Origin of the sequence: Neisseria mucosa (assembly GCA_003028315.1) — a bacterium.
In the GTDB taxonomy this organism is placed as follows: Bacteria; Pseudomonadota; Gammaproteobacteria; order Burkholderiales; family Neisseriaceae; genus Neisseria; species Neisseria mucosa.
Genome location: CP028150.1, coordinates 752,493 through 766,295, shown reverse-complemented (window position 1 = coordinate 766,295; position 13,803 = coordinate 752,493). Strand labels below are relative to the sequence as shown.

The window sequence follows — 13,803 nt, the reverse complement described above, 5'->3', positions numbered from 1 at the left end:
ACGGATCGGCATGAGGATTTAAAGTAATAAAAAAGATTTTGCATGGTAACGCAAATCCGAAAGAGAAATAAGTAGGTGCAATATCTTATTTCGCTTCCGGCTTCTCCTGAAAAAAATCATTACGCTTCAGAAACTTAACATACCGGCTGGGTTTCAAAATAAAGCCGCTTCCCGCATAGATAACTATAAATTGGCAATGATGGAAACCTGCTTTCAATTTATTCCGCCGAAAAGCCAAAGGTCGTCTGAAAATCAGCTTCCAGACGACCTTTGGTTTTATCGAAATGAAACGGGCAACTTAGTGGATACTGCTGCCGATACGGCTGTAATCGCCGAAGTTCATCCACACGAAGAAGGCTTTTCCGACGATAAGTTTGTCGTCCACAAAACCCCAGTAGCGGGAGTCGGCACTGTTGTCGCGGTTGTCGCCCATGGCGAAGTAACGGCCTTCGGGCACTTTGCAGGTAAAGCCACTGCCGTCTTCGGCGTATTGACAGTGTTTCAAACCGCTTTGCTCTACGGAATAACCGTTTTCAGGCATGATTTCCATACGGTATTTATCGAGCGCAGGGATCGATATGGTGGGCTGTCCGGGTTCTTTCAGGATGTTGAAGCTTTTTCCGTTGAGGGTCGTCTGAAAAAGTTCGGGGCTGTGAATCGCGGACGGCTCGGTATCGTCAGGGTAGGAATAAGTGCCGTTCGGTTGGTCGGGGGCAACTTGTCCGTTGACGGTCAGGACTTTGTCGCGGTATTCGACGGTATCGCCCGGCAGTCCGACGATGCGCTTGATGTAGTTCATTTCAGGCTGGACGGGATAGTTGAACACGACGACGTCGCCGCGCTCGATTTGTCCGGTCGGAATCAGGACGTTGTTGATAATCGGGGTTCTGATGCCGTAGGCGAATTTGTTTACAAGGATGAAGTCGCCTTTAACCAAGCCGGGACGCATGGAGCTGGACGGGATTTGGAATGGCTCGGCGATAAAGGTGCGCAGGATGAAGACGACGAGGATGATCGGGAAAAAGCCGCTCATGTAGTCGGTAAAGTGGGCTTTGTCCTGATGCGACGGGTCTTTTTTCAGACGACCTTTGTGGATTGCCCAAACGATGCCGGTGAATACGACAAATATCAGCAATACGGCAGTAAAGCTCATGTAAAAAGACAGGATGCCGAAAACGCCGATCATGCACAAAAGATACGCCCATTGCAGGCCGGAACTCCATTCTCCGTTTTCTTGGCGTTCTTTACTGCTTTTGAAATAAAGGAAAATGCCGATAACGATGGCGGCAATCGCGCCGTAGATTAAATTTGTGCTCATTATTTGTCGCTCACTTGCAGAATCGCCAAGAACGCGCTTTGCGGGATTTCCACGTTGCCCACTTGTTTCATGCGGCGTTTGCCTGCTTTTTGTTTTTCAAGAAGTTTTTTCTTACGGGTAATATCGCCGCCGTAACATTTCGCCAAGACGTTTTTACGCAGGGCTTTGACGTTTTCGCGGGCGATAATTTGGCTGCCGATGGCGGCTTGGACGGCAATGTCGAACATTTGGCGTGGAATCAGTTCGCGCATTTTCGCTGCCAGCTCGCGGCCTCGGTGAACGGCGCTTTGACGGTGCACAATCAGGCTCAGGGCATCGACTTTTTCGCCGTTGACCATGATGTCGAGCTTAATCAAATCAGACGGTTGGAACTCTTTAAAATGATAGTCCAGCGAGGCATAGCCACGCGAAGTGGATTTGAGTTTGTCGAAAAAGTCCATCACAACTTCATTCATAGGCAAGTCGTAAGTCAGCATGACTTGACGGCCCATGTACTGCATATTGACCTGCACGCCGCGCTTTTGGTTACACAAAGTCATGACGTTACCGACGTATTCCTGCGGCACGAGGATGGTCGCGGTAATAATCGGCTCGAGAATGGTTTCGATGCTGCCGATGTCGGGCAGTTTGGATGGATTTTCGACTTCGATTTTTTCTCCGCTCTTCAACACGACTTCGTAAACCACCGTCGGCGCGGTGGTAATCAAATCCATGTCGAACTCGCGCTCCAAGCGTTCCTGTACGATTTCCAAGTGCAGCAGGCCCAAGAAACCGCAGCGGAAGCCGAAGCCCAATGCTTGGGAAACTTCAGGCTCGAATTTCAATGAAGCATCGTTAAGTTGCAATTTTTCCAAAGCGTCGCGCAAGGCTTCGTAGTCGTGGCTCTCCACGGGATAGAGGCCCGCGAATACTTGGCTTTGTACTTCTTGGAAGCCGGGCAGCGGCTCAGAAGCGGGGTTGGCAACCAAAGTAACCGTATCGCCGACTTTCGCCTGTCCCAATTCTTTCACGCCGGTAATCAAAAAGCCCACTTCGCCGGCTTTGAGTTCTTGTTTTTGAACCGATTTCGGCGTGAATACGCCCAGTTGCTCGACCTGCGTTTCCGCCTTGGTACTCATAAAGCGTACTTTGTCTTTCAGCTTGATGGTGCCGTTTTTCACACGAATCAGCATGACCACGCCGACGTAGTTGTCAAACCACGAATCGACGATAACGGCTTGCAGCGGCGCGTTTTCGTCGCCGGTCGGCGCGGGGATTTTGGCAACGATTTCTTCCAAAACGTCTTCCACGCCGATGCCGCTTTTGGCGGAACATTGCACCGCGCCGACGGCATCGATGCCGATGATGTCTTCGATTTCCTGTTCCACGCGTTCGGGGTCGGCGGCGGGCAGGTCGATTTTGTTCAAAACGGGTACGACTTCCACGCCCAAATCAATCGCGGTATAGCAGTTCGCCACGGTTTGCGCTTCCACACCTTGCGATGCGTCAACGACCAAAAGCGCGCCTTCGCAGGCGGACAGCGAACGGGAAACTTCGTAAGAAAAGTCGACGTGTCCCGGCGTGTCAATCAGGTTGAGTTGATACACCTGTCCGTCGCGTGCTTTGTAGTTGAGCGCGGCGGTTTGCGCTTTGATGGTAATGCCGCGCTCTTTTTCGATGTCCATGGAATCAAGTACCTGCGTACTCATTTCGCGCAAATCCAAGCCGCCGCAGTATTGGATGAAGCGGTCGGCAAGCGTCGATTTGCCGTGGTCGATGTGGGCAATGATGGAGAAGTTTCGGATATTTTTCATATTGTTATTTTGAAAGATAAGCAGTGATTTTGAAAAGGTCATCTGAAAATCAAATAGACCGTTCAGACGACCTTCAGGCAAAGTGAAATAGCCTGACATTCTAGCGGAAATTTACTGTTTCCGCATGATTTTATGCGTGTTTTACAGCGACGCGACAATCTTTTCCACCATTTTCGCCGAGCTTGCTGCCGCCGTTTTCAAAAACTCTTCAAAGCTGATGTCTGCTTTTTCGTCCGCCGAGTCGGACATCGCGCGAATCACGACGAAAGGCGTGTTCAACTGGTGGCAGGCTTGCGCAATCGCCGCTGCTTCCATTTCCACCGCTTTGACTTCGGGGAAGTGGCTGCGAATTTCCGCCACGCCTTCGCTGCTGTGGACAAAGCGGTCGCCGCTGACAATCAAGCCTTGCGCTACCGCCGCGCCTTCAAACACTTCCGCCGCCTGTTTTGCCTTGCCGACCAAGAGGTCGTCTGAAACGAATACGGCGGGCAGTTGCGGCACTTGTCCCCAAACATAGCCGAACGCCGTTACATCGACGTCGTGGTGCGCGATTTCCGTGCCAATCACTACGTCGCCGACTTTCAACCCCTTGCCCAAGCCGCCTGCGCTGCCGGTATTGATGACGCAGTCAGGCGCGAATTGATGGATAACCCAAGCCGTTGAAACCGCAGCGTTGACCTTGCCGATGCCGCTCAATACCAACACCATGCGTTTGCCCGCCATTTCGCCTTCGTAGGCGGTAAACTTACCGAAAGACACGCTTTTGACATTATCCATTGCTTCGCGCAAAAGCTCGATTTCCTGCTCCATCGCACCGATGACCGCAACTGTTTGTACAGACATTTTTTACCTTTCCATGAAATTGTGGGCGGTATTATAACAGCAGCGGCGGCATTCCATACCCGTATTGAATCCGCCATATTGCCCGCCTGTCCTATTATTCGATACGGTAATCTTGCCATTTTTATGTATCATGATTTATTTGATATAATCCATTTCAATAAAATAACCACCGAAATTATCCAATATCATGATGACCAATCCCCCCAGCGCAAAAGACGAATTGTTCACTTGGCTGCGCCATATGAACAAATACAAAGGCTCCGACCTCTTTATCACGACCAATTTCCCACCCGCTATGAAAGTGGACGGCAAAATCACGCCGATTACCGACGAGCCGCTGACCTCTGAAAAATGTATGGAAATCGCTTTTTCGATTATGTCCACCAAACAAATCGAAGAGTTTTCTTCCACCAACGAATGCAACTTCGCCATCAGCCTGCCCGACACCAGCCGCTTCCGTGTCAATGCCATGGTGCAGCGCGGCGCGACGGCGTTGGTGTTCCGCTCCATTACCAGCAAAATCCCGAATTTCGACAGCCTCAATCTGCCCCCCGTCTTGAAAGACGTGGTGATGAAAAAACGCGGCCTCGTGATTTTCGTCGGCGGTACCGGTTCGGGCAAATCCACCTCGCTCGCTGCGATGGTTGACCACCGCAATGAAAATTGCCAAGACCACATCATCACCATCGAAGACCCGATTGAGTTCGTCCATCAACACAAAAAAAGCATCATTACCCAGCGCGAAGTCGGCGTGGATACCGAAAACTGGTTTGCCGCGCTGAAAAACACCCTGCGTCAGGCGCCGGATGTCATCCTCATCGGCGAGATTCGCGACCGCGAAACCATGGACTACGCCTTGGCGTTCGCCGAAACGGGCCACCTCTGTCTCGCCACGCTGCACGCCAACAACTCCAACCAAGCGCTTGACCGCATCATCAACTTCTTCCCCGAAGAGCGCCGCACCCAGCTTTTGACCGACTTGTCGCTCAACCTGCAAGCCTTCATCTCGCAACGCCTGATTCCCCGCGAAGGCGGCAAGGGGCGCGTAGCCGCAGTGGAAATCCTGCTCAATTCGCCGATTATTTCCGAGATGATTCAAAAAGGCGAAATCCACGGCATCAAAGAAATGATGAAAAAATCTACCGCCATGGGTATGCAAACCTTCGACCAAGCGCTCTACGAGCTGTACGAACGCGGCGACATCAGTTTCCAAGACGCCATTAAAAACGCCGACTCCGCCCACGACCTGCGTTTGGATATCCAACTGCGCAGCCGCCGTGCCCAAAACGCCGGCCCGGACTTGGAACTGATTTAAAAGTTGTCGGAAATGAGAAAAGGTCGTCTGAAAAATACTTTTCAGACGACCTTTTAAACAACTAATTAAATTGTATAGTTCACTGCATCACGACTTTCATAATACATTTGGCTCTCTACCATATCAGACCGCTTTGATTAATCCAGCCAACAGAATTATAGGGTTATTTTCCACATAGTCCTGTCAGTATTATATCATCAAAAAAATGCCTTGATACTTGATACGTCGCGAAATTCACTAAACTATTCCAAGTCGGGCCTTAAATCTCAATAGCTCCACTAACTTCCTTTATCTGAACCAACTTTGATTCTACCGATAGAAAATTCCCTTGCGTTAAAATGCAACTCATAATGCAATTCATTGTGAAATTGATACCTTCAAAGTATTTTCAGATACCCCGATCATATCCCTGAAAATATTGATTCAATCAGACGATAATAAATATATGAAATCAAACAACCCATAGATACTCAAAATAGCCAAAAGCCTTTCCTACCTTGGCTTTGGCCTTGGGCATTAAATTACAATAGATAAAAAAACAACCTCTCTAAAAGCGGTTTGCGGAGCCGGAAACAAATGCACTGATGACGATCAGCAAGACCAATAACAATAAGGCTTCGAGAATATTCATGAAAAACGGTGTGTGGCAAACAGAGGACATTTTAGCATTAAAGGCCGTCTGAAAACCAACCAAACCATCCTATCCCTTACACCCGCTTGTAATCTGCTAAAATCCCGCTTTTACAACCCATCTCGGCAGCCCGAAAAATTTTCCGGCTGCCGCAAGCCATTGTCCCTACGCCATGACCTACCCTATCCCCAAACCCCGTGAAAAATCCCGTTGGCTCAATCTTTCGCAAGGCTCGCTGCCGCTGGCTTTGGCGCGTTATCTGCCGCATAAGCGGCTCAAAGTCGTGCTGACCCAAGATGCGGAACAGGCGTTGCGCCTTCAGACTGCATGGCGTTTTTTCCGTCCGCACGATACGGCGGTGTTCCTGCCAGACTGGGAAACGCTGCCTTACGAGCGTTTTTCGCCGCATCAGGATTTGGTGTCGGAGCGGCTCTCGGCGTTGTGGCAGATTAAGAGCGGCGCGGCGGACGTGTTGTTCGTACCGGTTGCCACGGCGATGCAGAAGCTGCCGCCCGTGCCGTTTTTGGCGGGGCGCACGTTCTGGCTGAAAAACGGGCAGACTTTGGATATAGGTCGTCTGAAAACCGATTTGGTGGATGCGGGCTACAACCATGTTTCCCATGTTGTGGCGGCGGGCGAGTTTGCCGTGCGCGGCGGTATTGTCGATTTGTTCCCGATGGGCAGCGGGATGCCGTACCGCATCGATTTGTTCGACGATGAAATCGACAGCATCAAAACCTTTGACACGGACACGCAGCGCACCATTTCCCCCGTTTCCGAAATCCGCCTGCTGCCGGCGCACGAGTTCCCCACCGACAGCGAGGCGCAAAAAATCTTCCGCAGCCGCTTCCGTGAGGAAGTTGATGGCAATCCGAACGATGCCGCCGTGTACAAAGCCGTCAGCAACGGCCATTTCGGCGCGGGCGTGGAATATTATCTGCCGCTGTTTTTTGAAAACGAGCTGGAAACGCTGTTTGACTATATCGGCGAAGATGCGCTGTTTGTCTCTTTGGGCGACGTTCACGCCGAGGCAAACCGCTTTTGGAGCGACGTCAAATCACGTTATGCCATGGCGCAGGGCGACGAAACCTATCCGCCTTTGCTTCCACAGCATTTGTATCTCTCTGCCGATGTGTTCGCAGGTCGTCTGAAAAACTACGGACAAGTGCTGCCCGATGTTTCCGGCAAGGAACACACCCTGCCCGACCTTGCCGTCAACCGCCAATCCGACGAGCCGTTGCAGGCATTGAAGGATTTTCAGACGACCTTTGACGGGCGGATTTTGCTGTGCGCCGAAAGTTTGGGACGGCGCGAAACCATGCTCGGCTTCTTGCAGCAAAACGGTTTGAAAGCCAAACCTGTATCCGACTGGCAGGGCTTTTTATCGGCACATGAGCCGCTGATGATTACGGTCGCGCCGTTGGCGTACGGGTTCAAACTGGGCGAGCTGCAATCTCCGAGCCAACAGCAACCTACTCCCGCCTCCGAGGGAGAGGGCAAAGCGGTTACCGACCAAACCGAATTTTCAGCAGCCGCAACAAACCCTCTCCCTAGCCCTCTCCCGCAGGAGAGGGAACAAAGTGCCGCTGCCGTTTCAGACGACCTAAAAACCGAAAGCAGCCTGCATCCCGTCGAAAATGATCTGCACGGACAAGCCCGACAGCAACCTGCCCCCTCCCCCGTGGGGGAGGGTTGGGGAGAGGGCAAAGCGGTTGCCGCTCAAAGTGCCATTGCCGTCATCACCGAATCCGACCTCTACCAATACGTCGCCCGTTCGCGCGTCCACAACCGCCGCAAAAAACACGCCGCCGTTTCAGACGGCCTGTTGCGCGACCTTGCCGAAATCAACATCGGCGACCCCGTTGTGCACGAAGAACACGGCATTGGGCGGTATATGGGCTTGGTAACGATGGATTTAGGCGGCGAAACCAACGAAATGATGTTGCTCGAATACGCGGGCGAAGCGCAGCTTTATGTGCCTGTTTCGCAACTGCATTTAATCAGCCGCTACTCTGGCCAGGCGCATGAAAATGTCGCCCTGCACAAGCTCGGCAGCGGCTCGTGGAACAAGGCGAAGCGCAAAGCCGCTGAAAAAGCACGCGACACCGCCGCCGAGTTGCTCAATCTCTACGCCCAGCGCGCCGCCCAATCGGGACACAAGTTCGAAATCAACGAGTTGGACTATCAGGCGTTTGCCGACGGCTTCGGCTACGAGGAAACCGAAGACCAGGCCGCCGCCATCGCCGCCGTGATTAAAGATTTGACGCAGGCGAAGCCGATGGACCGCCTCGTGTGTGGCGATGTCGGTTTCGGCAAAACCGAAGTCGCGCTGCGCGCCGCGTTTGTGGCGGTAATGGGCGGCAAACAGGTCGCCGTACTCGCGCCGACCACGCTTCTGGTCGAGCAGCACGCACAAAATTTCGCCGACCGCTTCGCCGATTTCCCCGTGAAAGTCGCCAGCCTTTCGCGTTTCAACAACAGCAAAGCCACCAAAGCCGCGCTGGAAGGCATGGCGGACGGCACGGTCGATATCGTTATCGGCACGCACAAATTGGTGCAAGACGACATCAAATTCAAAAACTTAGGTTTAGTGATTATCGATGAAGAACACCGCTTCGGCGTGCGTCAGAAAGAGCAGCTCAAACGCCTGCGCGCCAATGTCGACATCCTCACCATGACCGCCACACCGATTCCGCGCACCCTCAGCATGGCGCTCGAAGGTCTGCGCGACTTCTCGCTGATTACCACCGCGCCGAGCCGCCGCCTCGCCGTCAAAACCTTTGTCAAACCCTTCAGCGAAGGCAGCGTGCGCGAAGCCGTATTGCGCGAACTCAAGCGCGGCGGGCAGGTGTTTTTCCTGCACAATGAAGTGGATACGATTGAAAATATGCGAGAGCGGCTGGAAACCCTGTTGCCCAAAGCCCGCATCGGCGTGGCGCACGGACAACTGCGCGAGCGCGAGTTGGAGCAAGTTATGCGCGACTTTTTGCAGCAAAGATTCAACGTATTGCTCTGTTCCACCATCATCGAAACCGGCATCGACATCCCCAACGCCAACACCATCATCATCAACCGCGCCGACAAATTCGGACTGGCGCAACTGCACCAGCTTCGCGGGCGCGTCGGCCGCAGCCACCACCAAGCCTACGCCTACCTGCTCACGCCCGAATACATCACCAAAGACGCAGAAAAACGCCTCGATGCCATCGCGGCGGCAGACGAACTCGGCGCAGGTTTCACCCTTGCCATGCAGGATTTGGAAATCCGCGGCGCAGGCGAAATCCTCGGCGAAGGACAATCCGGCGAAATGATGCAGGTCGGCTTCACGCTCTACACCGAAATGCTCAAACAAGCCGTGCGCGACCTCAAAAAAGGCCGCCAGCCCGACCTCGATGCGCCGCTGGGCATCACCACCGAAATCAAACTGCACAGCCCCGCCCTGCTGCCCGAAAGCTATTGCCCCGACATCCACGAACGGCTCGTCCTCTACAAACGCCTCGCCGTCTGCGAAACCGTGCAGCAAATCAACGCCATACACGAAGAACTCGTCGACCGCTTCGGCCTGCCCGAACAACCCGTCAAAACCCTCATCGAAAGCCACCACCTGCGGCTCGCCGCAAAAGAATTGGGCATAGACGCCATCGACGCGACCAGCGAAGCCGTCACCATTACCTTCGGTAAACACCACCAAATCGACCCGACAGAAATCATCCTGCTGATTCAGACAGATAAAAAATATCGGCTGGCTGGAGCGGATAAGTTAAGATTTACAGCCGAGATGGAAAATATCGAAGTCAGGATTAACACCGTGAAGAATGTGTTGAAGACTTTGAAAGAAAGAGTGATAGCAAAGTAGAAGCTGATAAAGAAAAGGTCGTCTGAAACGATTTTCAGACGGCCTTTTATTATCCAAAATTTGTAGGTCGAATACTTGTATCCGACAAAATCTCCCGTATGAAGCTGTCGGATTCGAGAATCCAACCTACATCTGCTTGGGAAAACTTTTCATGTAGTAGGCAAAAGATTTATGATGCCGATTGGAACAGCAAGCAACAAATGAAATACCGTTGTGGGCATTTCTGACGTAGTTTGGAACAAAATCTAACATTCATTTTTTTACAGGTCTGTGAAATTTCTAATAATCCAGCGTATGTTTATTTTCAAAGGAAATATTATGCCCGAACTCAAAATTTTTAAAGATGAGCCTAATGATGCCGAATATTTGAAATGGAGAGAGAACAACCCTGATGGTTATATATTAAATATAAACAAAGAAGGCAAACCCATTTCTAAATATCCTATGATACATCGTGTACAAGGAATAAAGAGGAAACCATGTATCAGCAATGAGAATGGTAACTACACTACTGAATCAAGCCCTTATTATAAAGTTTGTTCTAATTCCATTCCTGCATTAGAGGCTTATTCTCGGCAGAAATATAATAAACATTTAACCGGATGCGGACATTGTATGGAAGATTACGTCCCCAGCGAATACATTGAAATACCCACTTTTCAGGTAGCCTATCAACAATCTTTGGAAAATGATTTAGATGAACTTAACCAACGCTTAGAAAACGCCACAACCGAAGAAGCCAAAACCGAAATCCAGCGCCTGATTAACGCCCGCAGAGGTCAAGGCGAATTCAGAAACGGCGTATTGGAACGGTATCCGCAATGCCCCATCAGCGGCGTGGATATGCCTGAATTGCTGATTGCCAGCCATATCAAACCTTGGCGCGACTGCAAGGATGATGAAGAATGGCAACGGCTTGACCCATACAACGGCTTGATGCTCGCCCCAAACATTGATGCCTTGTTTGATAGTGGGCTGATTACGTTTGAGCCAGATGGCAAAATCCGTATTAGCAAAAGGCTTTCTGAAAAAAACCTGTTCCGACTAGGCATCTCAACTGATACAAAATTAAAAATTCACCCTGATAGCGAAAAATACTTTAAGTGGCATCGAGAAGAAATATTTAAGCCCTAACAAGCCGTAGCCCGCATGAAAGCTGCAGATAGGTTGCGTACGGCACGAACGTACACGGGCTTTGAGTGTAAAAAAGGTCGTCTGAAACAATTTTCCAGCTTTCAGACGACCTTTTGCCTGATATTATCGACAGCGGCTCAATGCCAACCTTAAGCCTGATCCGATTTCTTCAGGGCTGTTATCCAATGATAAAATTACATCGTCCGCATCAATGGCACCCCACGCTTCCAGCTTGACATGGCGGCTCGGGCTGATTTTCAGGCAGCCGTTGTGCAGCCAAATATCTCCGTTCATCATATTTTTAAATAGGGCGCGTCAAACCTACATACAGGGGAGTGTGTGCGGCACGCACGCATGCTTGCTTTAAGTGTGAATACAGAAGCAGTATAAAAAGGTCGTCTGAAAATACCCAAAATGCCAGATCCGAATGACCAACCTACGGTTGCTTTAACACATCTATCAATACAATTTATTTTAAGCCTAATAGATTTATTGGGAAAAATATCCAACAGACTGCCCCTCAATGACTCAAATTAAAACGAAGCAGTTCGGCAGCCTCATGCTTAGGCTGTTCCAATATCGCCTGCAATGTATCGATTGCAAAACGGCAAATCAAAGCCTGTTCATCAGCCGTATATTGCTTTATTTCATCCTCATTTTCGTTATTGATTACCGCCAACTCCTGTTCACTATATTTCTTCCATAAAATCTGATTTACTTTATCTTGTGTTTGCGCTATTTCAGTTTCGTCCGGCATTTTTCGATGAATATCGGCAGATTGCAAAGCACGTACTCTGGCTTGTTTTATAGAGGCGAAATAGGGCTTCATTTGCTTTGAGAAAAGCGAAATATCAGGAGCTAAATGAGGATACTCCAAATAAAAGCAGTTTACCGCGTCGTTTTCGTTCAAGAGTTTGGTACGCAACTGCATATCTTCCTGAAACATAGCAATTAAGCTGTCATCATCTGCATAAGGCAATTTTCTTAACATGATGTCTATTGTTTCTGAGAGAAAAAAACGCATATCTTGTTCATGATTTTTTGATTTCATAAGATCTTCAGCTTTCGCCACGATTTGGGCATAATCTTGCGGAAACTTGTCTTTGAATATTAAGAATATCATTCGGTTTCCTGGATCTTCCATCATCAACTCCTCTGCTGTACGGGTCGAAAATAGAGCTTTGTCTGCGAGATGGTAAACAGGATTAATCCCAAGAAAAAGACAGAATAAAACAGGTATACCCAAAAATTTAGTCAGTCTGCTTTTACAATATTTTTTCACACAAATATAAGTTAACCACGCTGAAAATAATAAACAGAGTAAATAAAGAATAAGAGGCATCTCATGTGTCCTTAATAAAAAACAAAATTTATATTTTTGGATGTTGAATGTGCGAATATCTAAATGTAATACCCAAACACAGTATAATAAAACTTTTAGATCGCATTTTATATTATACAGACTGCATTAAGAAATGCGTAACTTATATTAATTAGATATAGGTCATAGCAAGCCGTAGCCTGTATGAACCCCGCAGCTAGGTTGCGTAAAGGATTCATGTGCAAATACAGAAGCAGTATAAAAAAGAGCGTCTGAAAATACCAAAACTGTCAGATTCAATAATCCACCCTACGGCTAATAAATTGATCAGGAAATGATGATGAAAATTAAGGCAACCATACTGGGGATTACCGGCTTGATATTGTCCGGCTGCTTTTTCGCCAATGATGAAATTAAGTTGGACGATATTGGGAATTTCAAAATTACTGTCAATGAAGCTGAGGTGTAGAAAATTGTCGCGTTGTTTACACAACAGGTTGAGAAAAATAAGCCTGCAAGACCTCAAACGGCGTATCGCCGTTCAAACTGCGGTGTGGCTTCACAGTGTTATAAAAATTAACAAAGCGGCACAACTCCTTTTGCCGATGTTCCAGACTCTCAAACGACTGTTTCTCATGCCACATCTCCATCAGGGTACGGATAACCCGCTCCGCCTTACCGTTGGTCTGCGGACGGGCAACCCGAGTAAACTTTTGACCAATCCCGTTCTCGTAACAGGCTACACCGAAAGCATGGTTGGCCGAGCCTTTGTATTCCGTACCGTTGTCGGAGTAAACGCACTCAATCAGGTATGGGCAGGGATCAATCAGGTGTTCGGTCAGAAACTTGGCGGCGCTGTCTGCGGTTTTGTCCGGCAAAATGGCGGCGTATAGCTCCCTTGAGAAATCGTCGATGGCGACAAACAGGTAATCCCGCTTATCGGTAGCTTTCTGCCCTTTGAGCAGCGGCAGCCGTTTGGTGTCGAGATGCACCAGCTCTCCGGGGTAGGATTTATTGTAGCGTTTGGCCTGCTTTTTGAGTTTTTCCTGAATGCTGCGTTCTACCTTGGCCGGGCGTTTCATTCCGTACTTTGCCTGTTTGAAACGGTTGTTGGTACTGGTTTGCGGTTTGAGCAGCTTGGCCCTTGCGGCTTTAAGGGCGCGGTAAATGGTGAGGCGGCTGACTTGGTAGCGGCGTGCCAGGGAGGTGACGCTTTCCTTCCCCTGCGTGTAGACCAGCCAAATGGCTTGGCGGTGGTGCGGGGTGAGACGGGTGTTTTTGTGCATGTTCATGTTTCAGTATTCTCCTGGAAATACTGTAAACAACGCTACTGATTTCTACAGCTGAGGAGTCTAGACAAGTTCATTTGACGGGCTTATTAGGCGATAGCGCAATGGGCATCTCAGATATAAAAACAACTTCCCACAATGATGAGTTGAACATTACTTTATTTCAAGAATTGGCGGGTTCAGAATATTCAGGAAAGCTAGATAAAGAAATAGCTCTGGAACACAATATCAAGAAGATTACTTATGGTTCTAAACACGAGATTATTTGGCAGGAGTAAATAGGTTTATATGCCAGTATCTCTA

8 protein-coding genes and 2 pseudogenes are annotated in these 13,803 nt (G+C 49.5%); 4 read left to right on the top strand and 6 right to left on the bottom strand.

What is annotated here, in order from left to right:
• Positions 1-298: 298 nt before the first annotated feature.
• The 3 genes from lepB to NM96_03760 all read right to left on the bottom strand — a co-directional run bounded on the left by lepB (position 299) and on the right by NM96_03760 (position 3,954).
• Positions 299-1,318, bottom strand: coding sequence for a signal peptidase I (lepB, locus tag NM96_03770; protein ID AVR78575.1), 1,020 nt, complete (start codon positions 1,316-1,318; stop codon positions 299-301).
• Positions 1,318-3,111 carry an elongation factor 4 gene (locus NM96_03765; protein AVR80261.1) on the bottom strand — a complete coding sequence of 598 codons (1,794 nt, stop codon included), beginning with the start codon at positions 3,109-3,111 and terminating at the stop codon, positions 1,318-1,320. Before NM96_03765 ends, lepB begins: the two co-directional genes overlap by 1 nt.
• 141 nt (positions 3,112-3,252) lie before the next feature.
• Entirely contained in the window at positions 3,253-3,954 is a 702-nt protein-coding gene (locus tag NM96_03760) for a 5'-methylthioadenosine/S-adenosylhomocysteine nucleosidase (protein AVR78574.1), read from the bottom strand.
• A 187-nt stretch (positions 3,955-4,141) separates the two neighbouring features.
• Between NM96_03760 and NM96_03755 the strand changes: the two genes are divergently transcribed.
• The 3 genes from NM96_03755 to NM96_03745 all read left to right on the top strand — a co-directional run bounded on the left by NM96_03755 (position 4,142) and on the right by NM96_03745 (position 10,890).
• Positions 4,142-5,269 carry a type IV pili twitching motility protein PilT gene (locus NM96_03755; protein ID AVR78573.1) on the top strand — a complete coding sequence of 376 codons (1,128 nt, stop codon included), beginning with the start codon at positions 4,142-4,144 and terminating at the stop codon, positions 5,267-5,269.
• Positions 5,270-6,072: 803 nt separating this feature from the next.
• The gene (gene mfd / locus NM96_03750) at positions 6,073-9,756 is read left to right on the top strand and encodes a transcription-repair coupling factor (GenBank protein AVR78572.1); all 3,684 of its coding nucleotides are present in this window, start codon (positions 6,073-6,075) and stop codon (positions 9,754-9,756) included.
• Positions 9,757-10,074: 318 nt separating this feature from the next.
• A complete protein-coding gene (locus tag NM96_03745) occupies positions 10,075-10,890 on the top strand; it encodes an HNH endonuclease (GenBank protein AVR78571.1) in 816 nt (271 codons plus the stop codon).
• Between the two features lie 123 nt (positions 10,891-11,013).
• Here the strand turns inward: NM96_03745 and NM96_03740 are convergent.
• The 3 genes and pseudogenes from NM96_03740 to NM96_03730 all read right to left on the bottom strand — a co-directional run bounded on the left by NM96_03740 (position 11,014) and on the right by NM96_03730 (position 13,503).
• Positions 11,014-11,205 (bottom strand): annotated as a pseudogene (locus NM96_03740) (DUF1436 domain-containing protein).
• A gap of 205 nt (positions 11,206-11,410) precedes the next feature.
• Positions 11,411-12,232: a hypothetical protein gene (locus NM96_03735; GenBank protein ID AVR78570.1), complete on the bottom strand. Its 822-nt coding sequence runs from the start codon at positions 12,230-12,232 to the stop codon at positions 11,411-11,413.
• A 464-nt stretch (positions 12,233-12,696) separates the two neighbouring features.
• Positions 12,697-13,503: an IS481 family transposase gene (locus tag NM96_03730; protein AVR78569.1), complete on the bottom strand. Its 807-nt coding sequence runs from the start codon at positions 13,501-13,503 to the stop codon at positions 12,697-12,699.
• A gap of 41 nt (positions 13,504-13,544) precedes the next feature.
• Between NM96_03730 and NM96_03725 the strand changes: the two are divergent.
• A pseudogene (locus tag NM96_03725) lies at positions 13,545-13,778 on the top strand (hypothetical protein).
• The last annotated feature ends 25 nt before the right edge of the window (positions 13,779-13,803 follow it).

Bases quoted from the DNA above. Each gene is read 5' to 3' on its own strand.
- NM96_03765 (AVR80261.1), bottom strand. From the start codon at position 3,111: ATGAAAAATATCCGAAACTTCTCCATCATTGCCCACATCGACCACGGC.
- NM96_03745 (AVR78571.1), top strand. From the start codon at position 10,075: ATGCCCGAACTCAAAATTTTTAAAGATGAGCCTAATGATGCCGAATAT.
- lepB (AVR78575.1), bottom strand. From the start codon at position 1,318: ATGAGCACAAATTTAATCTACGGCGCGATTGCCGCCATCGTTATCGGC.
- NM96_03760 (AVR78574.1), bottom strand. From the start codon at position 3,954: ATGTCTGTACAAACAGTTGCGGTCATCGGTGCGATGGAGCAGGAAATC.
- NM96_03735 (AVR78570.1), bottom strand. From the start codon at position 12,232: ATGCCTCTTATTCTTTATTTACTCTGTTTATTATTTTCAGCGTGGTTA.
- mfd (AVR78572.1), top strand. From the start codon at position 6,073: ATGACCTACCCTATCCCCAAACCCCGTGAAAAATCCCGTTGGCTCAAT.
- NM96_03730 (AVR78569.1), bottom strand. From the start codon at position 13,503: ATGAACATGCACAAAAACACCCGTCTCACCCCGCACCACCGCCAAGCC.
- NM96_03755 (AVR78573.1), top strand. From the start codon at position 4,142: ATGATGACCAATCCCCCCAGCGCAAAAGACGAATTGTTCACTTGGCTG.